The 25,984-nt window shown below is 66.9% G+C and carries 23 protein-coding genes and 2 tRNA genes; all 25 read left to right on the top strand.

Annotated features, from left to right (window positions below; all coding sequences use genetic code 11):
• The first annotated feature begins 27 nt into the window (after positions 1-27).
• The 25 genes from tig to RC1_RS05845 all read left to right on the top strand — a co-directional run bounded on the left by tig (position 28) and on the right by RC1_RS05845 (position 25,983).
• On the top strand, positions 28-1,374 hold the full coding sequence (gene tig, locus RC1_RS05965; protein WP_012566447.1) for a trigger factor: 1,347 nt from the start codon (positions 28-30) through the stop codon (positions 1,372-1,374).
• A gap of 72 nt (positions 1,375-1,446) precedes the next feature.
• Positions 1,447-2,076, top strand: a complete 630-nt coding sequence (gene clpP / locus RC1_RS05960) for an ATP-dependent Clp endopeptidase proteolytic subunit ClpP (protein WP_012566446.1) — start codon at positions 1,447-1,449, stop codon at positions 2,074-2,076.
• A 254-nt stretch (positions 2,077-2,330) separates the two neighbouring features.
• Entirely contained in the window at positions 2,331-3,596 is a 1,266-nt protein-coding gene (gene clpX / locus RC1_RS05955; protein ID WP_012566445.1) for an ATP-dependent Clp protease ATP-binding subunit ClpX, read from the top strand.
• Positions 3,597-3,958: 362 nt separating this feature from the next.
• Positions 3,959-6,367, top strand: a complete 2,409-nt coding sequence (gene lon, locus RC1_RS05950) for an endopeptidase La (RefSeq protein ID WP_012566443.1) — start codon at positions 3,959-3,961, stop codon at positions 6,365-6,367.
• A gap of 142 nt (positions 6,368-6,509) precedes the next feature.
• Positions 6,510-6,782, top strand: a complete 273-nt coding sequence (locus tag RC1_RS05945) for an HU family DNA-binding protein (protein ID WP_012566442.1) — start codon at positions 6,510-6,512, stop codon at positions 6,780-6,782.
• A gap of 163 nt (positions 6,783-6,945) precedes the next feature.
• Positions 6,946-7,020 (top strand) — tRNA-Val (locus RC1_RS05940).
• 173 nt (positions 7,021-7,193) lie between these two features.
• Positions 7,194-7,415, top strand: a complete 222-nt coding sequence (locus RC1_RS05935) for a hypothetical protein (protein ID WP_012566441.1) — start codon at positions 7,194-7,196, stop codon at positions 7,413-7,415.
• A gap of 123 nt (positions 7,416-7,538) precedes the next feature.
• A tRNA-Asp gene (locus RC1_RS05930) sits at positions 7,539-7,615 on the top strand.
• A 500-nt stretch (positions 7,616-8,115) separates the two neighbouring features.
• A complete protein-coding gene (locus RC1_RS05925; RefSeq protein WP_012566440.1) occupies positions 8,116-8,484 on the top strand; it encodes an NADH-quinone oxidoreductase subunit A in 369 nt (122 codons plus the stop codon).
• A complete protein-coding gene (locus tag RC1_RS05920; RefSeq protein WP_012566439.1) occupies positions 8,475-9,059 on the top strand; it encodes a NuoB/complex I 20 kDa subunit family protein in 585 nt (194 codons plus the stop codon). The genes RC1_RS05925 and RC1_RS05920 overlap by 10 nt, the downstream gene beginning before the upstream one ends.
• 27 nt (positions 9,060-9,086) lie before the next feature.
• Entirely contained in the window at positions 9,087-9,797 is a 711-nt protein-coding gene (locus RC1_RS05915; protein WP_012566438.1) for an NADH-quinone oxidoreductase subunit C, read from the top strand.
• Positions 9,798-9,804: 7 nt separating this feature from the next.
• Positions 9,805-11,001, top strand: coding sequence for an NADH-quinone oxidoreductase subunit D (locus RC1_RS05910; protein ID WP_012566437.1), 1,197 nt, complete (start codon positions 9,805-9,807; stop codon positions 10,999-11,001).
• Positions 10,998-11,630 (top strand): NADH-quinone oxidoreductase subunit NuoE, encoded by a 633-nt coding sequence (gene nuoE / locus RC1_RS05905; protein ID WP_012566436.1) that lies wholly within the window; start codon positions 10,998-11,000, stop codon positions 11,628-11,630. Before RC1_RS05910 ends, nuoE begins: the two co-directional genes overlap by 4 nt.
• Before the next feature lie 13 nt (positions 11,631-11,643).
• Entirely contained in the window at positions 11,644-12,945 is a 1,302-nt protein-coding gene (gene nuoF / locus RC1_RS05900) for an NADH-quinone oxidoreductase subunit NuoF (RefSeq protein ID WP_012566435.1), read from the top strand.
• Positions 12,946-13,040: 95 nt separating this feature from the next.
• Entirely contained in the window at positions 13,041-15,107 is a 2,067-nt protein-coding gene (nuoG, locus tag RC1_RS05895; RefSeq protein ID WP_012566434.1) for an NADH-quinone oxidoreductase subunit NuoG, read from the top strand.
• Between the two features lie 7 nt (positions 15,108-15,114).
• Complete coding sequence (gene nuoH / locus RC1_RS05890) at positions 15,115-16,125, top strand: NADH-quinone oxidoreductase subunit NuoH (RefSeq protein ID WP_012566433.1); 1,011 nt, start codon at positions 15,115-15,117, stop codon at positions 16,123-16,125.
• An 86-nt stretch (positions 16,126-16,211) separates the two neighbouring features.
• Positions 16,212-16,700: an NADH-quinone oxidoreductase subunit NuoI gene (nuoI, locus tag RC1_RS05885; protein WP_012566432.1), complete on the top strand. Its 489-nt coding sequence runs from the start codon at positions 16,212-16,214 to the stop codon at positions 16,698-16,700.
• Positions 16,701-16,821: 121 nt separating this feature from the next.
• Positions 16,822-17,436: an NADH-quinone oxidoreductase subunit J gene (locus RC1_RS05880; RefSeq protein WP_012566431.1), complete on the top strand. Its 615-nt coding sequence runs from the start codon at positions 16,822-16,824 to the stop codon at positions 17,434-17,436.
• Between the two features lies 1 nt (position 17,437).
• Positions 17,438-17,746 carry an NADH-quinone oxidoreductase subunit NuoK gene (gene nuoK / locus RC1_RS05875; RefSeq protein WP_012566430.1) on the top strand — a complete coding sequence of 103 codons (309 nt, stop codon included), beginning with the start codon at positions 17,438-17,440 and terminating at the stop codon, positions 17,744-17,746.
• A gap of 4 nt (positions 17,747-17,750) precedes the next feature.
• Complete coding sequence (nuoL, locus tag RC1_RS05870) at positions 17,751-19,691, top strand: NADH-quinone oxidoreductase subunit L (RefSeq protein WP_012566429.1); 1,941 nt, start codon at positions 17,751-17,753, stop codon at positions 19,689-19,691.
• A gap of 18 nt (positions 19,692-19,709) precedes the next feature.
• Positions 19,710-21,260, top strand: a complete 1,551-nt coding sequence (locus RC1_RS05865) for an NADH-quinone oxidoreductase subunit M (protein ID WP_012566428.1) — start codon at positions 19,710-19,712, stop codon at positions 21,258-21,260.
• Positions 21,261-21,263: 3 nt separating this feature from the next.
• Entirely contained in the window at positions 21,264-22,709 is a 1,446-nt protein-coding gene (gene nuoN / locus RC1_RS05860; protein ID WP_012566427.1) for an NADH-quinone oxidoreductase subunit NuoN, read from the top strand.
• Between the two features lie 10 nt (positions 22,710-22,719).
• A complete protein-coding gene (locus tag RC1_RS05855; protein ID WP_012566426.1) occupies positions 22,720-23,493 on the top strand; it encodes a biotin--[acetyl-CoA-carboxylase] ligase in 774 nt (257 codons plus the stop codon).
• 11 nt (positions 23,494-23,504) lie between these two features.
• A complete protein-coding gene (locus RC1_RS05850; protein WP_012566425.1) occupies positions 23,505-24,290 on the top strand; it encodes a type III pantothenate kinase in 786 nt (261 codons plus the stop codon).
• A 10-nt stretch (positions 24,291-24,300) separates the two neighbouring features.
• Entirely contained in the window at positions 24,301-25,983 is a 1,683-nt protein-coding gene (locus RC1_RS05845) for a ribonuclease J (protein WP_012566424.1), read from the top strand.
• Position 25,984: the final 1 nt, after the last annotated feature.

The following is a 25,984-nucleotide window of genomic DNA, read 5'->3' as shown; positions in this document are numbered from 1 at the left end:
CCAGAAAGAAGACAGGCATTCCGTCCCATGCAGATCACCGAGACCAGCGCCGACGGCCTTCGCCGTGAATTCAAGGTCACCGTTCCCGCGGACGAGATCGAAACCCGCGTGGCGAACCGGCTGTCGGAAATCGGCAAGACCATCAAGATCCCCGGCTTCCGCCCGGGCAAGGTGCCGATGGCCCTGCTGAAGCAGCGCTACGGCCAGTCGGTGATGGGCGAGGTGCTGGAGCAGGCTGTCAACGACGGCTCGGCCAAGGCGGTCGAGGAGCACAAGCTCCGCCCGGCGCTCCAGCCGAAGGTCGAGGTGACGAAGTTCGAGGCCGGCTCCGACCTGGAATTCAGCATGGCCGTCGAGCTGCTGCCGGACTTCGAGCCGGCCGACATGGCGGCCATTGCCGTGGAGAAGCCGGTCGTCGAGGTCGCCGACGCCATGGTGGACGACGGCCTGAAGCGCATCGCGGCCAACCGCAAGACCAGCGCTCCGCTGGAAGCAGAGCGTCCGGCTCAGTCGGGCGACATCGTCGTGATCGACTTCGACGGCTCCGTGGACGGTGAGAAGCGCCCCGGCATGAAGGGCGAGGACCACGAGCTGGAGCTGGGCTCCGGCTCCTTCATCCCGGGCTTCGAGGACCAGCTCGTCGGCGCCGCCAAGGGCGAGCACCGCACGGTCACCGTCACCTTCCCGGAGAATTACCACGCCGCCGAGCTGTCCGGTAAGGAAGCCGTGTTCGAGGTGGACGTGAAGGACATCCGCGTGCCGAAGGCCGCGGAGATCGACGAGGACTTCGCCAAGTCCTTCGGCTTCGACGACCTCGCCGGCATGCGCGATGCCATCCGCGAGCGCATGCAGGCCGACTACGCCTCCATGTCGCGGATGCGCGCGAAGCGCCAGCTCCTCGACCGGCTGGCCGAGACGCACGACTTCCCCGTGCCGACCGGCATGGTGGACATCGAGTTCGACCAGATCTGGCGCCGCCTGCAGCAGGAGCTGAAGGACGGCGAGGCCGACCCCGAGGACAAGGAGAAGGACGAGGAGGGGCTGAAGGCGGAGTACCGTGCCATCGCCGAGCGCCGCGTCCGTCTGGGTCTGCTCCTTTCCGAAGTCGGTCGGCGGAACAATATCACTGTCACGCGGGACGAACTGGGCCAGGCGGTGGTCGCCGAGGCGCAGCGTTACCCCGGGCAGGAGCGGCAGGTGTTCGACTTCTTCCGGAACAACCCGCAGGCCGTCGAGGGGCTCCGCGCCCCGATCTTCGAGGACAAGGTCGTCGACTTCATCCTCGGACAGGTTAAGCTGACGGAGCGGACCGTGTCGGTCGAGGACCTGATGCGGGATCCGGAGGAGGACGAGGGGCCGACCGCGGCAGCGTAAGCTGCGGCGGTCGGGCAGATGCGGCCCCCGGTCGGGGGCCGCCCGCCGCGGACGAGGAGCAGAGCGAAGGTCATGATCGAGCCGCAGATGAACGCCCTGGTGCCGATGGTGGTCGAACAGACCAACCGTGGCGAGCGGGCCTACGACATCTATTCGCGCCTCCTGAAGGAGCGCATCATCTTCCTGGTGGGCGGCGTCAACGACGCGGTGGCCAGCCTCGTCTGCGCCCAGTTCCTGTTCCTGGAGGCGGAGAATCCGAACAAGGAGATCTCCTTCTACATCAATTCTCCGGGCGGCTACGTCACCTCCGGGCTGGCGATCTACGACACCATGCAGTACATCCGCTGCCCGGTGGCTACGATCTGCGTCGGACAGGCGGCCAGCATGGGCGCCCTGCTGCTGGCGGGCGGTGGTGCCGGTCGGCGCTACTCGCTGCCGAACAGCCGGATCATGATCCACCAGCCTTCGGGCGGTGCCCAGGGGCAGGCGGCGGACATCGAGATCCAGGCGCAGGAGATCCTGCGCATGCGCCAGCGGCTGAACGAGATCTTCCAGCGGCATACCGGCCAGAATCTGGACGTGATCGAGAAGGCGGTGGAGCGCGACAAGTTCATGAGCCCGGAGGAGGCGAAGGCTTTCGGGCTGATCGACGAGGTCTTCTCCAACCGTCCGAACAGCGCTCCGAACAGTCAGGCGGCGTGACATGGGGTGTCGTCCGTAGGCGGACCCCCAACAAGGTATTGATTGCCGCGCTTTGCGTGTTGTTCAATAGCGGGGCAGGGCGGCGCGTCCGGTCTGCCTCGCCGGTTTCCCGGGGCCGGGAACCTCGTGCGCGGCACGCGGTTCCGGGGTAGAAGGGCCCCTAGACATGGACACCGGGGTGTCCGGGCGCGCGGGCCGACGGCCAAGCCGGGCCGGCGCAGCCTCATCGCCTTCCGGTGCTGTACGGAGCTGATATGACCAAGTCGACCGGCGGCGACTCCAAGAATACCCTCTACTGCTCCTTCTGCGGAAAGAGCCAGCATGAGGTACGCAAGCTCATTGCCGGCCCCACCGTGTTCATCTGCGATGAATGCGTCGAGCTGTGCATGGACATCATCCGCGAGGAGAACAAGACCACGCTGGTGAAGTCCCGCGACGGGGTCCCGTCACCGCGGGACATCTGTGCGGTCCTGGACGACTACGTGATCGGCCAGGAGCATGCCAAGCGGGTCCTCTCCGTCGCGGTCCACAACCACTACAAACGCCTCGCCCACGGCGCCAAACACAACGACGTCGAACTGGCGAAGTCCAACATTCTTCTGATCGGCCCGACCGGCTCGGGCAAGACGCTCCTGGCCCAGACGCTGGCGCGGATCATCGATGTCCCCTTCACCATGGCGGACGCGACGACGCTGACCGAGGCGGGTTATGTCGGCGAGGATGTGGAGAACATCATCCTCAAGCTGCTCCAGGCCGCCGACTACAATGTCGAACGGGCGCAGCGCGGCATCGTCTACATCGACGAGGTCGACAAGATCAGCCGCAAGTCGGACAACCCGTCCATAACCCGCGACGTCTCCGGCGAGGGCGTGCAGCAGGCCCTGCTGAAGATCATGGAGGGCACCGTCGCCTCGGTGCCGCCGCAGGGCGGGCGCAAGCACCCGCAGCAGGAATTCCTGCAGGTCGATACCACCAACATCCTGTTCATCTGCGGCGGCGCCTTCGCCGGGCTGGAGCGGATCATCGCCGCCCGCGGCAAGGGCACGTCGATCGGCTTCGGTGCCGATGTCCGCGCCCCGGACGAGCGGCGCACGGGGGACATCCTGCGCGAGGTGGAGCCCGAGGATCTGCTGAAGTTCGGCCTGATCCCCGAGTTCGTCGGCCGTCTGCCCGTGGTCGCCACGCTGCACGACCTGGACGAGAACGCGCTGATCGAGATTCTGACCAAGCCGAAGAACGCGCTCGTCAAGCAGTACCAGCGCCTTTTCGAGATGGAGGACGTGAAGCTCGGCATCCATGAGGAGGCCCTGCGCTCCATCGCGGTCAAGGCGATCCAGCGCAAGACCGGCGCCCGCGGCCTGCGCTCCATCATGGAATCGATCCTGCTGGAGCCGATGTTCGATCTTCCGGGCCTTCAGGGCGTTGAGGAGATCGTCATCAACAAGGAGGTGGTGGAGGGCCGCGCCAAGCCGCTCTACATCTACTCCGACCGCCGCAGCGAGGTCGCTCCCGGCGCCTGAGGCCCTGGCGTCCGCCGCACCCCGGCTGTATCGCGGTTCCGACTGATCCGGCAACGGCCGGCACCCTGTCCAGGGGTGCCGGCCGTTCGCGTTCCGGCCTTCCCCGTCCGGGCGGGGTGGGAGAGTCCGCCTGGACCCGGACGGGGAAACCGGGTGGAGCCCCCCCCGTTCCGGCCGGGCGCTCGACCGTGACAAGCCCTGTGCAACCCTACACCTTCGGGTTCAAGCCCTTGAAGGGGGGTGGGGCGTGTGCCACGTTACCAGCAAAGCCGTCGCCGCAAGGGGCGTGCCTGGATTGGGCGCCCCGGCGGACCGGGCCCAACGGGGGCTGACGGCAAAGACTGATGGGAAGGCTCTGCATTATGCTGGATATCCCCCGTGGTGCTCTCTACCCGGTGCTTCCGCTGAGAGACATCGTCGTCTTTCCGCACATGATCGTTCCCCTGTTCGTGGGCCGCGAGAAGTCGGTCCGCGCCCTTGAGGACGTCATGAAGGACGACAAGCAGATCCTCCTCGTGACGCAGAAGAACGCCTCGCAGGACGATCCGACCCCGGCCGACATCTTCAGCGTCGGCACGGTCGGCACCGTGCTGCAACTCCTGAAGCTGCCCGACGGCACCGTGAAGGTGCTGGTCGAAGGCGGCCGCCGCGCCAGCGTCGTGAAGTTCGAGGAGAACGAGGAGTTCTTCCAGGCCTATGCCGAGGTGATCGACGAGAACCAGGGCGAGCCGCAGGAGCTTGAGGCGCTGTCCCGCGCCGTCGTCTCCCAGTTCGAGCAGTACATCAAGCTCAACAAGAAGATCCCGCCCGAGGTGCTGGTCTCGATCAACCAGATCGACGAGGCCGGCAAGCTCGCGGACACCATTGCCTCGCACCTCCAGCTCAAGATTCCGGAGAAGCAGCAGCTCCTGGAGACGGCCACCGTCTCGGAGCGGCTGGAGCGGGTCTATGCCTTCATGGAAGGCGAGATCGGCGTGCTCCAGGTGGAGAAGCGCATCCGCAACCGCGTCAAGCGGCAGATGGAGAAGACGCAGCGCGAGTACTATCTGAACGAGCAGCTCAAGGCCATCCAGAAGGAGCTTGGCGAGTCCGAGGACGGCAAGGACGAGGTCGCGGAGATCGAGGAGAAGATCAACAAGACCCGCCTGTCCAAGGAGGCGCGGGAGAAGGCGCTGGCCGAGGTCAAGAAGCTCCGCACCATGAGCCCGATGTCGGCCGAGGCCACGGTGGTGCGCAATTACCTCGACTGGATCCTGTCGCTGCCGTGGAAGAAGCGCACCAAGATCAAGAAGGACATCCGGCTGGCCGAGAAGATCCTCGACACGGACCATTTCGGCCTTGAGAAGGTCAAGGAGCGCATCCTCGAATACCTCGCCGTGCAGCAGCGCATGGACAAGGTGCGCGGCCCCATCCTCTGCCTCGTCGGCCCGCCCGGCGTCGGCAAGACCTCGCTGGGCAAGTCCATCGCCAAGGCGACCGGCCGCAACTTCGTCCGCATGTCGCTCGGCGGCGTCCGCGACGAGGCCGAGGTGAGGGGGCATCGGCGCACCTATATCGGTTCCATGCCCGGCAAGGTCGTCCAGGGCATGAAGAAGGCCAAGTCCTCGAACCCGCTGTTCCTGCTGGACGAGATCGACAAGCTCGGTGCCGACTGGCGCGGCGATCCGTCGTCGGCGCTGCTGGAGGTGCTGGACCCGGAGCAGAACAGCACCTTCAACGACCATTATCTGGAGGTCGATTACGACCTTTCGGACGTGATGTTCGTCTGCACGGCCAACACGCTGCGCATGCCGCAGCCGCTGCTGGACCGCATGGAGATCATCCGCATCGCCGGCTACACGGAGGATGAGAAGGTCGAGATCTGCAAGCGGCACCTGATGGACAAGCAGGTGTCCACGCACGGCCTGAAGCCGGGCGAGTTCAGCATCTCCGACGACGCTCTGCGCGACCTCATCCGCTACTACACCCGCGAGGCCGGCGTCCGGAACCTGGAGCGGGAGATCGCCAACCTGGCCCGCAAGGCGATCAAGGAAATCCTGATGAAGGGGACCGCCAAGGTCCAGGTCACCCGGAAGAACCTTGAGAAGTATGCGGGCGTCCGGCGCTACCGCTTCGGCGAGGCGGAGCTGGAGGATCTGGTCGGCGTCGTCACCGGCCTCGCCTGGACGGAGGTGGGCGGCGAGCTGCTCTCCATCGAATCCGTCATGCTGCGCGGCAAGGGCAAGGTCACGACCACCGGCAAGCTCGGCGACGTGATGAAGGAGTCTGTCCAAGCGGCCGAGAGCTTCGTGAAGTCGCGCGCCGTCCAGTACGGCATCAAGCCGACCCTGTTCGAGCGCAAGGACATCCATGTCCATGTGCCCGAGGGGGCGACGCCCAAGGACGGCCCGTCTGCCGGCGTCGCCATGATCACCTCGATCGTCTCGGTGCTCTCCGGCATTCCCGTCCGCAAGGACGTGGCGATGACGGGCGAGATCACCCTGCGCGGCCGGGTGCTCCCCATCGGCGGGCTGAAGGAGAAGCTGCTCGCCGCGCTGCGCGGTGGAATCAAGACCGTCCTGATCCCGAAGGAGAACGAGAAGGACCTCGCGGACATTCCGGACAACGTCAAGAAGGGCATGAGCATCATACCCGTCTCCACGGTGGATGAGGTTCTCGCCAATGCATTGACGCAAGCGCCGGTTGCGATCGAATGGTCGGAGCCGGACGATGTCGCCGCAGCCCCCGCCAAACCGGCCGAGGACGGCCGGGAAGAGGTGATTCGGCATTGAAGTGAGGCGCGAAATCGTGTGAATTGTGGTCCCGCCGCACCCCTTCGGATTGCGGGGCGGCGGGACTTGGTTCAGACGCGCGCCGGCATTGTGAGGGCGCACTTCTGTCGTTTTATCTCTTGCTGACGAAGGGGGGCCTTCTGTGAACAAGAACGATCTCGTTGCCGCGGTCGCCGAAGCGGCGGGCCTGTCCAAGGCCGACGCCAACAAGGCCGTCGACGCGGTATTCGATGGGATCACCAGCGCTCTGACGAAGGGCGACGAGGTGCGGCTGGTGGGGTTCGGTACGTTCGGCGTGGCCGAGCGCGCGGCGTCGGAGGGGCGCAACCCCCGGACCGGCGAGAAGATCTCCATCCCGGCGAGCAAGCAGCCGAAGTTCAAGGCCGGAAAGGGCCTCAAGGACGCCCTGAACTGAGCGTCCGGGACGCTGCTGGACCCGGCCGGCCGACGGCCGGGTCCCCTTTCCCGGGATCACCCCCTGAGGAATGCGAGCGAACAGAAGGCACTTGCAGGCGGGGCGCCGGACGGCGTACCCGTCTTTTGTTTGATGGGGATGGCTCACGGCTCTCCCCGTCGGCGGGCGGTTAGCTCAGGGGTAGAGCATCGGTTTTACACACCGCAGGCCGGGGGTTCAAATCCCTCACCGCCCACCACCTCTCCGGCACAGTTCCGGTCCCCTGCATACTTCTGCGATCCAGCGCTCCGTGATCGCGCGCCGCGCGCCGGACCCTGCGGCGAAAGGCGGCTGTGACCACGGCCGGCGGGCTCTATGATGGGCGTGCTGCCGGGCCGACAGGGTCCGGTGCCATCCGACGGGAAGCCAACCATGGATCACGACCGCCGCCTGGGTGACCGGATACTCCACGCCCTGGATCTGGCTCTGGACCAGAACGAGTGCGAAATCGCCGATCTGCTGGCGTACGCGCTGGAACTGTCGCTGACCCGCTTCGGCGGGCCGGAGGCGGTTGAGAAACGCGGCCTCCCGCCCGGGCTGGAGGGGGCGCTGGAGCGGCTGGGGGCGTTGCGGCACCGCGCTTGCGCAGCCTGACCGTCGTGCAGGCGTGTGGACATGCCGGGGGCAGGGGGCGGTCCTGTCCGTTTTTCCCGTTTGACAGGAGCGGGTCCCTCGGTTACACACCGCGGACCTCGCGGCATGCCCGCGAAGGATCGCGCGGGTGTAGCTCAGTTGGTTAGAGCGCCGGCCTGTCACGCCGGAGGCCGCGGGTTCAAGTCCCGTCACTCGCGCCATTCCCCTCCCAGACCGACAGTCTCCGACCGTCATGTCCACCTCCTGGACAGGCGACGTCATGTCGCGTCTGTGGCCTCCGTCGGCGCCCCGTCCATTGGGTCATATTGATCCGCTAGGTAGGCTTGGCATCCTGCGACCGAAGCGGGGGAAAAGCCCGGCAGACGCCGGAAATTGCTCATATTCTCTGGTTCGGAGTAGGGTTTTCGCTGTTCGGAAGGATGGGCGTAATTTCCTTTGCCTGCGACAGGGTGATGCCTATATTCGGGCGGGCTCCGTCAGGGGCCTTCCGAGCGTCGGCCGCCAAGCCGGGCCGGCTGCCCCTCCGGGGCGCCACGGCCGCTTGGTGGAAGGCCACGGCCGGCGACCGTATCAGGCGACATCATGCAGGCGTCACAGCCGCGCAGGCGTCACCTGTCCGGCTGCCTCCGCGGGCGACCCGCTCCGGCGGGCGCCGGACTCGTCCAGGCGTTACACGTGCAGGCGTTACAACGGGGCTAGCATGTTGAATCCGCTGATCGTCGAGTACCTGCCGATCCTCATCTTCATCTGCATCGCCGCCGGTGTCGCCATTTCGATGATGGCGGCGGCCTACCTTGTCGGCCGGCAGAATCCCGACAGCGAGAAGCTGTCCCCGTATGAGTGCGGGTTCGAGCCGTTCGCGGATGCGCGCAGCAAGTTCGACGTGCGTTTCTATCTGGTCTCGATCCTGTTCATCATCTTCGATCTGGAGGTCGCCTTTCTCTTTCCCTGGGCGGTCGCTCTTGGTGACATCGGCATGTTCGGTTTCTGGTCGATGATGGTCTTCATCGGGATTCTCCTGATCGGCTTCGCCTACGAATGGAAGAAAGGAGCCCTGGAATGGGAGTGATCGCAACCCCGCCGCCATCGGTGCAGGGGCCATCCAGCCAGGTCCCCTCCAGCGCACCGATCCCGCCGGGTCCCGTGCAGGACGCCTATCTCCAGGCCGTCCAGCAGGAGATGCAGGACAAGGGATACCTGGTCGCCCGCTTCGATGCCCTGATGGACTGGGCCCGGACCGGCTCGCTCTGGCCGATGACCTTCGGTCTGGCCTGCTGCGCCGTGGAGATGATCCACGCCTACATGGCCCGGTACGACCTGGACCGCTTCGGCGTGATCCCGCGACCCAGCCCGCGCCAGTCCGATGTGATGATCGTCGCCGGCACCGTCTGCAACAAGATGGCCCCGGCCCTGCGCAAGGTCTACGACCAGATGGCGGAGCCGCGCTGGGTCATCTCCATGGGCTCGTGCGCCAATGGCGGCGGCTACTACCATTACAGCTACTCGGTGGTGCGCGGGGTGGACCGGATCGTGCCGGTGGACATCTACGTGCCCGGCTGCCCGCCGACGGCGGAGGCGCTCGTCTACGGCGTCCTGCAACTCCAGAAGAAGATCAAGAACGGCAACAGGCTGATCCGGACCTGATGCTTCCCCGTGGAGGAAAGTCCCGTCATGAGCGATCAAGCCCTCCAGGAGCTTGGTGATTACATCACCTCGGCCCTCGGCAAGGACGCCCTGTCCGCGGAGGTGAACCGGGTCGGCGAACTGGTGGTCCGGGTCGAGCGCCGGTCCATCGTGCGCGTGCTCCAGTTCCTGCGCGATGATTCGACCTGCCTGTTCCAGCAGTTGATGGAGCTGTGCGGGGTCGATTATCCGCAGCGGTCGGAGCGGTTCGAGGTCGTCTACTGCCTGCTCAGCCTGAAGCACAACCAGCGCGTCCGCGTCGTCGTGACCACGGATGAGGATACGCCTGTGCCCTCCGTCACGGGGGTCTTCCCGGTGGCGAACTGGTTCGAGCGGGAGGCCTGGGACCTCTACGGCATCTTCTTCTCCGACCATCCCGATCTGCGCCGCATCCTCACCGACTACGGGTTCGAGGGGCACCCGCTGCGCAAGGACTTCCCGCTGACCGGCTATGTCGAGCTGCGCTACGACCCGGATCAGCGCCGCGTCGTCTACGAGCCGGTGAAGCTGACGCAGGACTTCCGCAGCTTCGACTTCCTGTCGCCCTGGGAGGGCATGACGGAGGTCCAGCTTCCGGGCGACGAGAAGGCGGCAATCCCGCTGGGGGCCGTCAACCCGGTGCAGCGTCCGATCGCCGGCACCCCGTCCGCGCGGGATGTCGCCACGAACAACCCGGCCGCCGGGTCGGTGAAGAGCTGAGGCGGACATGGGCAACAACGTCGCTGAAACCCAGATCAAGCCGTTCACGATGAATTTCGGGCCGCAGCATCCGGCGGCCCACGGTGTGTTGCGGCTGGTTCTTGAGATGGACGGTGAGGTGGTGCAACGGGCCGACCCGCATGTCGGCCTGCTCCATCGCGGCACCGAAAAGCTGATCGAGTACAAGACCTACATCCAGGCGCTGCCCTATTTCGACCGCCTGGACTACGTCTCGCCGATGAGCCAGGAGCACGCCTTCGCGCTGGCGACGGAGAAGCTGCTGGGCATCACGGTGCCGGTGCGCGGCCAGTACATCCGCGTGCTCTTCTCCGAGATCACCCGCATCCTCAACCATCTTCTCAACATCACGACCTTCGGCCTTGATGTCGGCGCCATCACGCCGTCCCTCTGGGGCTTCGAGGAGCGTGAGAAGCTGATGGCGTTCTACGAGCGGGTCTCCGGTGCCCGGATGCACGCCAACTATTTCCGTCCCGGCGGCGTCAATCTGGACATGCCGGCCGGTCTCGCCGACGACATCTGGGAATATACCGAGCGGTTCCCGAAGTTCGTAGCCGACCTGAACAACCTGCTGACCGAGAACCGCATCTTCAAGCAGCGGACGGTCGATATCGGTGTCGTCAGCCGCGCCGACGCGCTGGCCTGGGGGTTCAGCGGCCCGATGATCCGCGGCTCCGGCGTGCCCTGGGACCTGCGCAAGGCGCAGCCCTATGACCGCTATGACGAGTTCGATTTCGACATCCCGGTGGGCAGCACCGGCGACTGCTACGCCCGCTATCTCGTCCGCATGGAGGAGATGCGGCAGTCCAACCGCCTCATCCGGCAGGCGCTGGAGAAGCTGGCGAAGACGCCGGGTCCGGTGAAGGTCAACGACCGCAAGATAGCACCGCCGCCGCGGGGCGAGATGAAGCGGTCCATGGAATCGCTGATCCATCACTTCAAGCTCTATACCGAGGGCTATCACGTCCCGGCGGGGGAGACCTATACGGCGGTGGAATCGCCCAAGGGCGAGTTCGGGGTGTATCTCGTGTCGGACGGCACGAACCGGCCCTACCGCTGCAAGATCAGGCCGACGGGGTTCTCCCACCTGCAGGCGATGGATTTCATGTCCAAGGGCCACATGCTCGCCGATACGGTGGCGATCATCGGTTCCATGGACATCGTGTTCGGAGAGATCGACCGATGAGTGCGACGGACGGGGGCCAGGAGGCCGGCAGCTTCTCCTTCACCCAGGAGAATCTTGAGCTGGCCAGGCGCATCATCGCCAAGTACCCGCCCGGCCGGCAGCAGAGCGCGGTGATGCCGCTGCTCGATCTGGCGCAGCGCCAGAACGGCAACTGGCTGTCGCGCCCGGCCATCGAGTACGTGGCGGACATGCTGGAGATGCCGCGCATCCGCGCCATGGAGGTCGCCAGCTTCTACACGATGTACAACCTCAAGCCGGTCGGGAAGCACTTCGTGCAGGTCTGCACGACGACGCCCTGCTGGCTGCGCGGCTCCGACGATATTCTGCACACCTGCGAGAAGAAGCTGGGCATCAAGGCCGGGGAGACGACGGCGGACGGGCAGTTCACCGTGGTCGAGGCCGAGTGTCTGGGCGCCTGCGTGAACGCGCCGATGGTGCAGATCGGGGACAGCTACTTCGAGGACCTGACGCCCGAAGCGATGGAGGCGATCCTGGACGCGCTGGCCCGCGACGAGACGCCGAAGCCGGGTCCCCAGAACGGCCGTATCGCCTCCTGCCCGTCGGGCGGGCCGACCACCCTGACCGAGATGGCGCGGCGCAACGGCGTCAAGCCGGCCGGGCAGGACTGAGGGAGACCGGGCCATGCTGCGCGACGAAGACCGCATCTTCACGAACCTCTACGGCTTCGAGGACTTCCGCCTGGAGGCCGCCCGCCGCCGGGGCGACTGGGACAACACCCAGGACATCCTTGCCCTCGGCCGCGACAGGATCATCGAGCTGGTCAAGGAGTCCGGCCTGCGCGGCCGCGGCGGTGCCGGCTTCTCCACCGGCATGAAGTGGTCCTTCATGCCGAAGAAGAGCGACGGCGGTCCGGTCTATCTGGTCGTGAACGCCGACGAGGGCGAGCCGGGTACCTGCAAGGACCGGGACATCCTGCGCCACGATCCGCACAAGCTGGTCGAAGGCTGCCTGATCGCCGGTTTCGCCATCGGCGCCACGGCCTGCTACATCTACATCCGCGGCGAGTTCTACGACGAGGGCAGCCACGTCCAGCAGGCGATCGACGAGGCCTATGCCGCCGGCCTGATCGGCCGGAACGCCTGTGGCAGCGGCTACGATTTCGACATCTATCTCCACCGCGGGGCCGGGGCCTACATCTGCGGCGAGGAGACGGCGCTGATCGAATCCCTGGAAGGGAAGAAGGGCCAGCCGCGCAACAAGCCGCCGTTCCCCGCCATGGCCGGCCTCTATGCCCGGCCGACGACGGTGAACAATGTCGAGACCATCGCCGTGGTCCCGACCATCCTGCGCCGCGGCGCCACTTGGTTCGCCGGGCTGGGAAGGCCGAAGAACAGCGGCACCAAGGTCTTCTGCATCTCCGGCCACGTCAACCGGCCCTGCAACGTGGAAGAGGAGATGGGCATCCCCCTGCGGGAGCTGGTGGAGAAGCACGCCGGCGGCGTGCGCGGCGGCTGGGACAACCTGCTCGCCATCATCCCCGGCGGCTCGTCGGTGCCGATGCTCCCGCGGGAGACCTGCGATACGGTCCTGATGGATTTCGACAGCCTGCGCGAGGTCCGCTCGGGCCTCGGCACCGCGGCTGTCATCGTAATGGACAGGTCCACCGACGTGGTGAAGGCGATCGCCCGGCTCAGCAAGTTCTACATGCATGAGAGCTGCGGCCAGTGCACGCCCTGCCGCGAAGGCACCGGCTGGATGTGGCGGGTGATGGAACGGATGGTGAAGGGTCAGGCCCGGATCGAGGAGATCGACATGCTGCTCGACGTCTCCAAGGAGATCGAAGGCCATACGATCTGCGCCCTGGGCGATGCGGCGGCCTGGCCGATCCAGGGCCTGATCCGGAATTTCCGGCCGGAGATGGAGCGCCGCATCCTGGAGTACCGCACGCGGGCCGAACGCGGCACCCGCGCCGCGGCGGAGTAGGACGAAGGGCGCAGGGGCGGCCGGGCCGCCGCTCCGGGCGCGCAACGAGACTGGTTTGCCGTCCCGGCAGCGGACGGGGGGAAGGAAGTGTCGCCATGCCGAAACTGACCATCGACGGCATCGAAGTCGAAGTGGCACCGGGCACCTCGGTGCTGCAGGCGTGCGAGCAGATCGGGAAGGAAGTCCCGCGCTTCTGCTACCACGAACGGCTGTCCGTCCCGGCCAACTGCCGCATGTGCCTTGTGGAGATCGAGCGCTCGCCGAAGCCGGTGGCAAGCTGCGCCATGCCGTGCGCCGACGGCATGGTGGTGAAGACGGACAGCGAGCTGGTCCACAAGGCCCGCAAGGGCGTGATGGAGTTCCTGCTGATCAACCACCCGCTGGACTGCCCGATCTGCGACCAGGGCGGCGAGTGCGATCTGCAGGATCAGGCCGTGGCCTACGGCTTCGACCGTGGCCGCTACACCGAAGCCAAGCGCGCCGTGAAGGACAAGAATCTCGGGCCGCTGATCAAGACCTTCATGACCCGGTGCATCCACTGCACCCGCTGCATCCGTTTCATGGACGAGATCGCGGGCGTCTCCGCGCTGGGGGCCGTGAACCGGGGCGAGCACACGGAGATCACGGGCTATCTGGAGCAGGGCATCGCCTCGGAAATGTCCGGCAATCTCGTCGATGTCTGCCCGGTCGGTGCCCTGACCTCGAAGCCCTATGCCTTCACGGCGCGCCCGTGGGAGCTGCGCCGGACCGAGACGATCGACGTGATGGACGCCGTCGGCTCCAACATCCGGGTCGATACCCGCGGGCCGGAGGTGATGCGGGTGCTGCCGCGTCTGCACGAGGACGTGAACGAGGAGTGGATCGCCGACAAGACCCGCTACGCCCATGACGGGCTGAAGCGGCAGCGGCTGGACCGTCCCTATGTCCGGGACGGAGAGGGCAAGCTGCGCCCCGCCTCCTGGCTGGAGGCATTCGCCGCCATCCGGACGCGGCTGGAGGGGGTGGCGGGCGACTGCATCGCCGCCGTCGCGGGCGATCTGGCGGACGTTGAATCGGTGCTGGCGCTGAAGGACCTGACGGACCGGCTGGGCTCGCCGCACCGCGACTGCCGCCAGGACGGCGCCCGCTTCGACGCCGGCCGGCGCGCGGGCTACATCTTCAACAGCGGCATCGCCGGGATCGAACAGGCGGACGTGATCCTGCTGATCGGCACCAATCCCCGCTGGGAGGCGCCGATCGTCAATGCCCGCATCCGCAAGCGCTATCTCCAGGGCGGGCTGAAGAAGGTCGCCGCCATCGGCCCCAAGGTGGACCTGACCTACCCGGTCGAGCATCTCGGCGCCGGTGGCGACACGCTGGCCGCGCTGGCGGAGGGGCGGCATCCCTTCGCCGACCTGCTGCGGACGGCGGAGCGGCCCATGGTGATCGTGGGCATGGGGGCTTTCGCCCGCGCCGACGGGCTGGCCGTGCAGGCCGCCCTGCACCGGCTCGCCGATGCCTGCGGCCTGGTGCGGGAGGGCTGGAACGGCTTCAACGTCCTGCACACGGCCGCGGGCCGGGTCGGGGCGCTCGATGCCGGTTTCCTGCCGGGCGCGGGCGGGCGTGACCTTGCCGGCATCCTGGAGGGCTGTGCCTCCGGGGCGATCGAGGTGGTCTACCTGCTGGGGGCGGACGAGATCCCGGCCGAGCGGCTGGGCAAGGCCTTCGTCATCTACCAGGGCCACCATGGCGACCGCGGCGCCCACCGGGCCGACGTGATCCTGCCGGGGGCCGCCTATACCGAGAAGAACGCGACCTATGTGAATACCGAGGGCAGGGTGCAGCAGACCCGGCTGGCCATGTTCCCGCTGGGCGAGGCGCGGGAGGACTGGAAGATCCTGCGCGCGCTCTCCGCCGAGCTGGGCCATGTGCTGCCCTATGACAGCCTGTCCCAGCTCCGCCAGCGCATGGCGCAGGCGAACCCGGTCTTCGCGGAGATCGACCGGCTGGTCCCGGCGGCGTGGGGGCCCTTCGGCAGCGCCGGTGCCGTCTCCCGCGATGCCTTCGTCTCTCCGGTGACGGACTACTATCTGACGGACCCGATCAGCCGGGCCTCGGCCACCATGGCCAGGTGCAGCGAGACCTTCATCAAGCCGGCGGCGGTGACCGCCGCGGCGGAGTGACCGTACCATGGCGGATATCTGGACCGACTACGGCGTGCCCGGCGCCATCATCGTGGCGCAGATTCTGGCGCTGATGGTGCCGATCCTCGTCTCCGTGGCCTTCCTGGTCTATGCCGAGCGCAAGGTGCTGGGCCTGATGCAGTTGCGCCAGGGACCGAACATGGTCGGCCCCTGGGGGATCCTGCAGAGCTTCGCCGACGCGCTGAAGATGATCGGCAAGGAGACGATCATTCCGGCCGGGGCCAACCGCATCATCTTCCTGGCGGCGCCGATGCTGACCATGATGCTGGCGCTGGCAGCCTGGGCGGTGATCCCGTTCGGCGAGGGGCTGGTGATCTCCGACATCAATGTCGGCATCCTCTATCTGCTGGCCATCAGTTCCCAGGGCGTCTACGGCATCATCATGGCCGGCTGGGCGTCGAACTCGAAATACGCCTTCCTGGGCGGGCTGCGCTCGGCGGCGCAGATGGTCAGCTACGAGGTCTCGATCGGTCTCGTCATCATCACCGTGCTGCTCTGCGTCGGCTCGCTGAACCTCTCGGACGTGGTCGAGGCGCAGAAGACGGTGTGGTTCGCCATCCCGCTGCTGCCGATGTTCGTGATCTTCTTCATCTCCGCCCTGGCGGAGACGAACCGCGCCCCGTTCGACCTGCCGGAAGGCGAGTCCGAGCTGGTGGGCGGCTTCCACACCGAATATTCGGGCATGGCGTTCGGCCTCTTCTTCCTGGGCGAATACGCCAACATGATCCTGATGAGCGCCATGACCAGCGTCCTTTTCCTGGGCGGCTGGCTGCCGCCGCTGGACGTGGCGCCGCTGAACTGGGTGCCGGGGCCGATCTGGTTCATCCTGAAGATCTGCTTCTGCCTGTTCCTGTTCGTCTGGGTGCGTGCCACCGTGCCGCGCTACCGCTATGACCAGCTCATGCGTCTGGGCTGGAAGGTGTTTCTGCCGTTTTCCCTGGTCTGGGTCATCCTCACCGCCGGCGTGCTGGTCACCTTCGACTGGCTGCCGAAGTGAGCCCCCCGACCGAATGAACGAGACCGGCGGCCGACCGCCGCGAGACGATGCGAGGCGGCCGGCACGCGGCTGAAGGAGGAGAGGAGATGGTCAAGCTTGACCGTGCGGCACGCGGCCTGTTCCTGGCGGAACTGGTGCGTGGCCTGTCCCTGACATTCAGTTACATGTTCAGGCCGCGGGCGACCATCAATTACCCCTACGAGCGCTCGCCCATGAGCCCGCGCTTCCGCGGGGAGCATGCGCTGCGCCGTTATCCCAACGGGGAGGAGCGCTGCATCGCCTGCAAGCTCTGCGAGGCGGTCTGCCCGGCGCTCGCCATCACCATCGAGGCGGAACCGCGCGAGGACGGCTCGCGGCGCACCACCCGCTACGACATCGACATGACGAAGTGCATCTACTGCGGTCTCTGCCAGGAGGCCTGCCCGGTGGACGCCATCGTCGAGGGGCCGAACCTGGAGTTCGCCGCGGAAACGCGCGAGGAGCTTTTCTACAACAAGGAGAAGCTGCTGGCGAACGGCGACCGCTGGGAGGCCCTGATCGCCGCCAACATTGCGGCGGATGCCCCGTATCGTTAGAAAAGTCCTGCCGATGCACCGCTGGCGCCTCGGGTCATGCCGGGCGCCGGACCCTTCCCGATCCGGAGTACCCTCCGTGACCCTGCCCCTGCCTGATCCCGCACCGGAGGCGGCCTGACCCATGGTCCTTTCAGCAGCCGCATTCTATGTCTTCGCCGCGATCCTGCTCGCCGCCGGCGTGATGGTGGTTTCCGCGCGGAACCCGGTCCACTCGGTGCTGTACCTGATCGTCGCCTTCTTCAACGCCGCGGTGCTGTTCCTGCTGATCGGCGCCGAGTTCATCGCGATGATCCTGATCATCGTCTATGTCGGCGCCGTGGCGGTCCTGTTCCTGTTCGTCGTGATGATGCTGGACATCAGCTTCCAGGAGATCCGGCGGACCTACCGGCAGTATGTGCCGCTGGGCGCGCTGATCGGCACGATCCTGATGGCCGAGCTGGCGCTCGTCACCGTCAGCTGGGCGGTGGCACCGGATGCGGCGGCCTCGCTCGCCGCGCCCACGCCCGCCGACACGGCGGTGAACAATACCGAGGCGCTGGGGCAGGTCCTCTACACCCACTACGTCTTCGCCTTCCAGGTGTCCGGCCTGATCCTGCTGGTCGCCATGATCGGCGCCATCGTGCTGACCCTGCGGTCGCGCGGGGGGCTGCGCCGTCAGGTGATCGCGCAGCAGATCCGGCGCCGGCCCGAGGAGGTGCTGTCCGTCCGCAAGGTTCCGACGCGAGGGGGCGTCTGACATGGAGATCGGCCTTACCCACTACCTGACCGTGGGCGCGATCCTGTTCGGCCTGGGGGCCTTCGGGATCCTGATGAACCGCCGCAACGTGATTGTCCTGCTGATGGCGATCGAGCTGATGCTCCTCGCCGTCAACATCAACCTCGTTGCCTTCTCCGTGTTCCTGAACGATCTGACGGGCCAGGTCTTCACGCTGTTCATCCTGACCGTGGCCGCCGCCGAGGCAGCCATCGGCCTTGCCATCCTGGTGGTCTACTTCCGAAACCGCGGCACCATCGCGGTTGAGGACATCAACATGATGAAGGGCTGAGGGCATGGAGATCGCAGCCGTATTCCTGCCGCTGCTCGGCGCCTTCGTCGCCGGGTTCTTCGGCCGCTTCATCGGGGACAGGGGGGCGCAGATCGTCACCTGCACCCTGATGCTGATCGCCGCCGTCCTGTCCTGCATCCTGTTCGTGGAGGTGGGGTTCAGCGGGCCGGAGGCGACGCGGACCATCACCCTGTTCACCTGGATCGACAGTGGCAGCTTCGAGGTGGACTGGGCCCTGCGCATCGACGCGCTGACCGCCGTCATGCTGGTGGTGGTCAACGTCGTGTCCGCCATGGTCCATGTCTATTCGGTCGGGTACATGAGCCATGACCCGTCCAAGGCGCGGTTCATGTCCTACCTCAGCCTGTTCACCTTCATGATGCTCATGCTGGTGACGGCGGACAATCTGGTGCAGATGTTCTTCGGCTGGGAGGGCGTGGGCCTCGCCTCCTACCTGCTGATCAACTTCTGGTACGAGAAGAAGAGCGCCAACGACGCCTCGATGAAGGCGTTCCTGGTCAACCGTGTGGGCGATTTCGGCTTCGCCCTGGGCATCATGGCGGTGTTCTTCCTCTTCGGCAGCGTGGAGTTCGACGCGATCTTCACGGCGGCGCCGCAGCAGGCGAACGCGACCTTCAACTTCCTGGGCTTCGAGGTCCACGCCCTGACCGCGGTCTGCGTGCTGCTGTTCATCGGCGCCATGGGCAAGTCGGCCCAGCTCGGCCTGCACACCTGGCTGCCGGACGCGATGGAGGGGCCGACGCCCGTCTCCGCGCTGATCCACGCCGCCACCATGGTGACCGCCGGCGTCTTCATGCTGGCACGGATGAGCCCGCTGTTCGAATACGCGCCGGGCGCGCTGGCCTTCGTCACCGTGGTGGGCGGGCTGACCGCCTTCATCGCGGCGACCATCGGCCTGACCCAGTTCGACATCAAGCGGGTCATCGCCTATTCGACCATGAGCCAGCTCGGCTACATGTTCTTCGCCATCGGCGTCGGCGCCTATCCGGCGGCAATCTTCCACCTGATGACGCACGCCTTCTTCAAGGCGCTGCTGTTCCTGGGGGCCGGCTCGGTGATCCATGCCATGTCGGGCGAGCAGGACATGCGGAACATGGGCGGCATCTGGCGCCTGATCCCGGTCACCTACGGCCTGATGTGGATCGGCAATCTGGCGCTGGCGGGCATCATCCCGTTCGCCGGCTACTACTCCAAGGACATGATCCTGGAGGTCGCCTATGCCGACCATAGCTGGTACGGCACCCTGGCCTTCTGGCTGGGGCTGGCGGCCGCGCTGATGACGGCCTTCTACTCCTGGCGCCTGCTGTTCCTGACCTTCCACGGCCAGCCGCGGGCGAACGAGAAGGTGATGGCCCACGTCCATGAGAGCCCGCAGGTCATGCTGGTGCCGCTCTACGTGCTTGCGGTCGGCGCCGTCGCCGCCGGTTTCGTGGCCTATCCCTGGTTCGTCGGGCACGACATGGCCCACTTCTGGGGGGGCAGCATCCTGATGCTGCCGGACGTCCACGGCGAGACGATCATCGACGCGGCCCACCATGTGCCGGGATGGGTGCCGCTGGCACCGCTGGGCATGGGGGTGCTGGGCATCGCGCTCGCCTACCTGTTCTACATCGTCAGGCCGGACCTGCCGGCGAAGACGGTGGCGGCCGTGCGGCTGCTGCACGGGATCGTCTTCCGCAAGTACTACTTCGACGAGCTGTACGACGCCGTCTTCGTGAAGCCGGCGCAGTCTCTGGGCCGCGGCCTCTGGAAGGGTGGCGACGAGGCGGTGATCGACGGTCTCGGCCCGGACGGGCTGGCCGCCGTGACCCGGCAGCTCGCGGCCGGCGCCAGCCGGCTGCAGACGGGCTACGTGTTCCACTATGCCTTTGTGATGGTGATCGGCCTTGTCGTGCTGGTCGGTTGGTTCTTCCTGGTGCGCTGAGGCGAGGGGGCGTTCTCAATGGCTGACTGGCCGATCCTGACGATCACGACGTTCCTTCCGCTCGTCGGTGCATTGTCCATCCTGATGATCCGCGGCGAGCAGGAGCTGGTGGACCGGAACGCGAAGGCGGTGGCGCTCTGGACGTCGCTGATCACCTTCGTGATCTCGCTCTTCATCCTGGCCAACTTCGACCCGTCCAACCCGGGCTTCCAGATGATGGAGGAGTATCGCTGGATACCCTCCTTCAACATCGCCTACATCAAGGGCGTGGACGGCATCTCCATCTGGTTCGTGCTCGCCTCCACCTTCCTGACGCCGATCTGCGTGCTCGCCTCCTGGACCACCATCGACAAGCGGGTCAAGGAGTTCATGATCGCGCTGCTGGTGCTTGAGACCATGATGGTCGGCATGTTCACGGCGCTGGACTTCGTCCTCTTCTACCTGTTCTTCGAGGGCGTGCTGCTGCCGATGTTCCTGATCATCGGCGTCTGGGGCGGGCCGGGGCGGATCTACGCCGCCTACAAGTTCTTCCTCTACACCTTCATCGGCTCGGTGCTGATGCTGCTGGCCATCCTGGCCATGTACCTGGTCGCCGGAACGATGGACATGCGGGTGATGGTGGACCATCCGTTCGCCTCCACCTTGCAGCTCTGGCTCTGGGTCGGCTTCTTCATCGCCTTCGCCGTGAAGACGCCGATCTGGCCGCTGCACACCTGGCTGCCCTTCGCCCACGTCGAAGCGCCGACCGCCGGGTCGGTGATGCTGGCCGGCGTCATGCTGAAGATGGGCGGCTACGGTCTGATCCGGGTGAACGTGCAGATGCTGCCGGAGGCGACCTTCTTCTTCACGGACTTCGTGTTCGTGCTGTCGGTGGTGGCGATCATCTACACCTCGCTGGTGGCGCTGGCGCAGACCGACATGAAGAAGATGATCGCCTACAGCTCCGTGGCGCACATGGGCTACGTGACCATGGGCATCTTCACCATGACCCAGCAGGGGCTGGACGGCGCCATCTTCCAGATGCTGAGCCACACCATCGTGTCGGCCGCGCTGTTCCTGTGCATTGGCTTCGCCTACGCCCAGCTCCACACCCGCGAGATCGTGAAGTATGGCGGCATGGCGCAGAACCTGCCGCGCTACGCCTTCGTCTTCATGGTGTTCATGCTGGCCTCCGTGGGCCTGCCCGGCACCAGCGGCTTCGTGGGCGAGTTCCTGACCATGCTCGGCGCCTTCCAGGTCAACACCTGGGTGGCGATGTTCGCCGCCACCGGCCTCGTGCTGGGGGCCGCCTACATGCTGCTGCTGTACCGGCGGCTCTTCTTCGGCAAGCTGGACAAGGACGGCGTGAAGGCGATGCGGGATCTGCGCTGGACCGATACCGCCTATTTCGCGCCCCTGGTCGCCATCGTGCTGATCATGGGCGTCTTCCCCGCCAGCTTCAAAGACGTCTACGCGCCGACGGTCGAGAAGGTGCTGCTCGACCATCAGGCGTCGCTGAAGGCCGCCGGCCTGATCGACGACGAACCCGGCACCCAGGTCGCCGACCGCACCCCGACGAGCGGAAACTGAGCCATGGTCGCCATTCCAGATTTCCTGCCGGCCCTGCCGGAGATGTTCCTGGCCTGCGCGGCCATGGCGCTCCTCATGCTGGGCGTCTTCCGCGGCGCGGACAGCACGCGGCTGGTCTCGTGGCTGGCCGTGGGCGCGGCCCTGGTCGCCGGCGTGCTGGTGCTGGCCGCGTCGGGCGACCGGGCGGTGACTTTCGCCGGCATGTTCATCGCCGACGACTTCGCCGTCTTCGCCAAGGTGCTGATCCTGACGGCCACGGCCCTGACTGTGGTGCTCTCGGTCAACTACCTGGAGCGGGAGCAGATGGACCGCTTCGAGTATCCGGTCCTGATGCTGCTCGCCACCGTCGGCATGATGCTGATGGTATCGGCGAACGACCTCATCTCGCTCTATGTCGGGCTGGAGCTTCAGTCCCTGTCGCTCTACGTGATCGCCGCCTTCCGGCGCGACTATGCCAAGTCGTCGGAGGCGGGGCTCAAGTACTTCCTCCTGGGCTCGCTCTCCTCCTGCATCCTGCTCTACGGCGCCAGCCTGATCTACGGCTTCTCGGGCACGACGAACTTCGAGCGTCTGGCGGTGATGTTCTCCTCCGACGTGCCGGCCGCGACCGGCGTGGTCGTCGGTCTGGTCTTCGTCGCCGCGGGTCTGGCCTTCAAGATCTCCGCCGTGCCGTTCCACATGTGGACCCCCGACGTCTATGAGGGCGCGCCGACCTCCGTCACCGCCTTCTTCGCCGTGGCCCCCAAGGTGGCGGCACTCGCCCTGTTCGTCCGGGTGCTGGTCGATCCGTTCGGGGAACTGCTGGCCCAGTGGCAGCAGGTGGTCTGGTTCTCCGCCGTCGCCAGCATGCTGCTCGGCTCCCTGGCGGCGATCCAGCAGCGCAACATCAAGCGCATGATGGCCTACAGCTCCATCGGCCATATCGGCTACGCGCTGGTCGGCCTTGCCGCCGGCACGGAGGAGGGGGTGCGCGGCGTGCTGATCTATCTGGCGATCTATCTCGCCATGAATGTCGGCACCTTCGCGGTCATCCTGTCCATGCGCGTGAACGGCCGCATGGTGGAGAACATCGACGATCTGTCGGGCCTGTCCAGGAGCCATCCCATGATGGCGCTGGCCATGGCGTTCTTCATGTTCAGCCTGGGCGGCGTGCCGCCGATGGCCGGCTTCTTCGGCAAGCTCTATGTCTTCATGGCGGCGATCGAGGCGCAGCTCTACGTGCTGGCCGTGATCGGCGTGCTGACCAGTGTCATCAGCCTCTTCTACTATCTGCGGATCGTGAAGGTGATGTGGTTCGACGACCTGATGGAGACGATCGAGCGTCCGGCCCGCGCCTCGGCGCTGGTGATCGGCGGCACCGCCCTGTTCGTCTTCCCGGTCTTCTACGTGTTCTCCGAGGGCATCCTGAACGGGGCCGCCGCGGCCGCGTCCACGCTGTTTCTGAGGTGATCGGCGCCCCATGTCCGATACGGCGGAAACCGGGGTGATGGTCCGGTCGCCCGACCTCCCGCCCTGGTACCGGCTGGTCCAGCTGGAGGTCTGCGGCAGCACGAACGACGAGGCGAAGGCCCTGGCCCAGGCCGGGGCTCCGGAGGGGACCCTGGTCCGGGCCCGGCGGCAGGAGGCCGGCCGCGGGCGCCGCGGGCGCGGCTGGAGTTCGCCGGAGGGCAATCTCTACACCAGCCTCGTGCTCCGGCCCGGCGTTCCGCCGGTCGTGGCGGCGCAGGTGTCCTTCGTCGCGGCGCTTGCCGTGGGCCAGACCGTCTCGGATCTGGTCCCCGGCCTTGCCCGGCTGAAGTGGCCCAACGACGTGCTGGTGGACGGGGCGAAGATCGCCGGCATCCTGCTGGAATCCGAACCGGCCGCGGACGGCCGGGTGGACTGGCTGGTCGTGGGCGTCGGCATCAACGTCCTGCACCATCCGGACGCACCGGGCTATCCGTCCTGCTCGCTGCTGTCCCGCGGGGCGGTGTCGCCCGATCCCGCGGACGTGCTGGCACGCTATGCCGGGCACTTCCAGTCCTGGTACAACCGCTGGCGGGCGCAGGGCTTTGCGCCCGTGCGGGCGGCCTGGCTGAACGCCGCGCACGGGCTGGGCGGACCCTTGACGGTCCGGCTGGCGGGGGAGAGCTTCGCCGGCCGCTTCGTGGATCTGGACGACGATGGCGGCCTGATCGTCGAGACGACCGAAGGGCGCCGCCGGGTCACGGCCGGCGACGTCTTCTTCGGCTGAAGGGTAAGGACATGCTGCTCGCCATCGACGCCGGCAACACCAACGTCGTCTTCGCCGTCTTCGAAGGCGATGTGAAGCGGGGGCAGTGGCGCGTCTCCACCGACGGCCGCCGCACGGCCGACGAACATGCCGTCTGGCTGGTGGCCCTGATGGCGATGAAGGGGCTGACGCCGAAGGACATCCACGCCGCCATCCTGTCCAGCGTCGTGCCGGCGCAGACCGGCCCCCTGACGACGCTGTGCGAGGAGCATTTCGGCTGCACCCCGATGCGGGTGGGCGATCCCGGGGTGCGGCTGGGGCTGGAGGTGCGGATCGACAACCCGAAGGAGGCCGGGGCCGACCGTCTGGTCAACGCCGTGGCCGCTGTCGCTACCTATCCGCCGCCGCTGGTCGTCATCGATATCGGCACCGGCACCACCTTCGACGTGGTGGACGCGAACGGAGATTTCGCCGGCGGTGTCATCGCCCCGGGGCCGGTGCTGTCCCTGGACGCGCTGCACCGGGTGGCGGCACAGTTGCCCAAGGTGGACATCCTGCGGCCCGACCGGGTGATCGGGAAGGGCACGGTGGCCGCCATGCAGTCCGGCATGTTCTGGGGATATACGGGGATGATCGAAGGCATCCTCACGCGGATCAAGGCCGAACTGTCGCCCACGGGCGACCCGCCCGTCACCGTCATCGGCACCGGCGGCCTCGTGCGGCTGTTCGCGGAAGGCAGCAGCCTCGTGGACGCCATCGACGCAGACCTGACCCTCCGGGGGCTGCGGCTCATCCACCAACGCAACGCAGCCCGGTAAGTCATTGACCATGGATAATGCGATTGCCCTCGGCGACGCCGATTTCGATCCCGGGGCCCTGTACTTCGTGCCGCTGGGCGGGTCCGGCGAGATCGGGATGAACCTCAATCTCTACGGCCACGCCGGCCGGTGGCTGATGGTCGATCTCGGGATCAGCTTCGGCGACGAGACGACGCCCGGCGTGGAGATCCTGCTGCCGGACCCGGCCTTCATCGCGGAGCGCAGGGAGGATCTGGCCGGCCTCGTCATCACCCACGCGCATGAGGACCATCTCGGCGCCGTGCCCTATCTCTGGCCGGAACTGCGCTGTCCGGTCTACTGCACCCCCTTCGCGGCTTCCGTGCTGCGGGTGAAGCTCCAGGAGCGCGGCCTCTCCGGCGACGTGCAGATCATCGAGGTGCCGCTGTCCGGCCGCTTCCAGGTCGGCCCCTTCGACCTGGAGCTGGTGACCGTCACCCACTCCATCCCGGAGCCGAACGCCCTGGTCATCCGCACCCCGGCGGGCACCGTGCTGCACAGCGGCGACTGGAAGCTGGACCCCGATCCGGTGATCGGCACCACCGCCGACGAGGCGGCGCTGAAGCGGCTGGGGCGGGAAGGGGTGACCGCCCTCGTCTGCGACAGCACCAACGCGCTCGTGCCCGGCGTCGCGGGGGCGGAGGCGGCCGTGCGCGACAGCCTCATCACCCTGTTCGGGCGCTACACCGGGCGCATCGCGGTCGGCTGCTTCGCCACCAACGTGGCCCGGCTGCACTCCATCGCCGTCGCCGCGCAGGCCAACGACCGCCATGTCGCTCTGGTCGGGCGGTCGCTCTGGCGGATCGACGCGGCGGCGCGGGCGAACGGCTACCTGACCGACCTGCCGCCCTTCGTCACCGAGCATGATGCGGGCTTCCTGCCGCGCGACAAGTGCGTGCTGATCTGCACGGGCAGCCAGGGCGAGCCCCGGGCGGCGCTGTCCCGCATCGCGGGGGGCGACCATCCGGAGATCGACCTCGTGCCGGGCGATGTCGTCGTCTTCTCCGCCCGCGAGATTCCGGGCAACGAGAAGGACATCGCCAAGGTCCAGAACGCCCTGATCCGCCGCGGCATCGAGGTGGTGACGGCGGACGACGCCTTCGTCCATGTCTCGGGCCATCCGGCGCGGGACGAGCTGACCAGCCTCTACCAGTGGGTCAGGCCGCGGGCCGTGATCCCCGTCCATGGCGAGCGCCGGCACCTGACGGCGAACGCCCAGCTCGCGCAGCAGTGCCAGGTGGGCGAGACGGTGATCCCCGAGGACGGCGCCGTCATCCGCATCGGACCCGGCCCGGCGGAGATCGTGGGCCATGTGCCGTCCGGGCGGCTCTGCCTGGACGGGCGGCGGATCGTTCCGGTCCATGGCGGCGCCATGCGCTCGCGCCACCGCATGATGAACAACGGTGCCGCCGTCGCCACGGTGCTGCTGACGGCCAAGGGCGACCTCGCCACCGATCCCCGGGTCTCCGTCATGGGGCTGCTGGACCCGGAAGAGACGGAAGCGGCGGTCGCCGATCTGGTGGACTTGCTCCGCCGGACCGTCGAGACTATGCCCATGCCGTCGCGGCGGGACGACGAGGCGGTGCGCGAAGCCGTGCGCCTTGCCATCCGGCGCAGCTTCAACGCCAGCCAGGGGCGCAAGCCCCTGACGGAAGTACATGTCGTCCGCCTCTGAG

Source organism: Rhodospirillum centenum SW (assembly GCF_000016185.1).
Lineage (GTDB): Bacteria > Pseudomonadota > Alphaproteobacteria > Azospirillales > Azospirillaceae > Rhodocista > Rhodocista centena.
Note: the sequence above shows the minus strand (reverse complement) of the source record. Positions and strands in the feature narration are given on the sequence as shown.

Bases quoted from the DNA above. Each gene is read 5' to 3' on its own strand.
- RC1_RS05880 (WP_012566431.1), top strand. From the start codon at position 16,822: ATGGTCCTTTCAGCAGCCGCATTCTATGTCTTCGCCGCGATCCTGCTC.
- clpX (WP_012566445.1), top strand. From the start codon at position 2,331: ATGACCAAGTCGACCGGCGGCGACTCCAAGAATACCCTCTACTGCTCC.
- nuoN (WP_012566427.1), top strand. From the start codon at position 21,264: ATGGTCGCCATTCCAGATTTCCTGCCGGCCCTGCCGGAGATGTTCCTG.
- nuoL (WP_012566429.1), top strand. From the start codon at position 17,751: ATGGAGATCGCAGCCGTATTCCTGCCGCTGCTCGGCGCCTTCGTCGCC.
- RC1_RS05935 (WP_012566441.1), top strand. From the start codon at position 7,194: ATGGATCACGACCGCCGCCTGGGTGACCGGATACTCCACGCCCTGGAT.
- clpP (WP_012566446.1), top strand. From the start codon at position 1,447: ATGATCGAGCCGCAGATGAACGCCCTGGTGCCGATGGTGGTCGAACAG.
- tig (WP_012566447.1), top strand. From the start codon at position 28: ATGCAGATCACCGAGACCAGCGCCGACGGCCTTCGCCGTGAATTCAAG.
- RC1_RS05910 (WP_012566437.1), top strand. From the start codon at position 9,805: ATGGGCAACAACGTCGCTGAAACCCAGATCAAGCCGTTCACGATGAAT.
- nuoE (WP_012566436.1), top strand. From the start codon at position 10,998: ATGAGTGCGACGGACGGGGGCCAGGAGGCCGGCAGCTTCTCCTTCACC.
- RC1_RS05925 (WP_012566440.1), top strand. From the start codon at position 8,116: ATGTTGAATCCGCTGATCGTCGAGTACCTGCCGATCCTCATCTTCATC.
- nuoG (WP_012566434.1), top strand. From the start codon at position 13,041: ATGCCGAAACTGACCATCGACGGCATCGAAGTCGAAGTGGCACCGGGC.
- RC1_RS05855 (WP_012566426.1), top strand. From the start codon at position 22,720: ATGTCCGATACGGCGGAAACCGGGGTGATGGTCCGGTCGCCCGACCTC.
- RC1_RS05865 (WP_012566428.1), top strand. From the start codon at position 19,710: ATGGCTGACTGGCCGATCCTGACGATCACGACGTTCCTTCCGCTCGTC.
- lon (WP_012566443.1), top strand. From the start codon at position 3,959: ATGCTGGATATCCCCCGTGGTGCTCTCTACCCGGTGCTTCCGCTGAGA.
- nuoI (WP_012566432.1), top strand. From the start codon at position 16,212: ATGGTCAAGCTTGACCGTGCGGCACGCGGCCTGTTCCTGGCGGAACTG.
- RC1_RS05845 (WP_012566424.1), top strand. From the start codon at position 24,301: ATGGATAATGCGATTGCCCTCGGCGACGCCGATTTCGATCCCGGGGCC.
- RC1_RS05920 (WP_012566439.1), top strand. From the start codon at position 8,475: ATGGGAGTGATCGCAACCCCGCCGCCATCGGTGCAGGGGCCATCCAGC.
- nuoH (WP_012566433.1), top strand. From the start codon at position 15,115: ATGGCGGATATCTGGACCGACTACGGCGTGCCCGGCGCCATCATCGTG.
- nuoK (WP_012566430.1), top strand. From the start codon at position 17,438: ATGGAGATCGGCCTTACCCACTACCTGACCGTGGGCGCGATCCTGTTC.
- nuoF (WP_012566435.1), top strand. From the start codon at position 11,644: ATGCTGCGCGACGAAGACCGCATCTTCACGAACCTCTACGGCTTCGAG.
- RC1_RS05915 (WP_012566438.1), top strand. From the start codon at position 9,087: ATGAGCGATCAAGCCCTCCAGGAGCTTGGTGATTACATCACCTCGGCC.
- RC1_RS05850 (WP_012566425.1), top strand. From the start codon at position 23,505: ATGCTGCTCGCCATCGACGCCGGCAACACCAACGTCGTCTTCGCCGTC.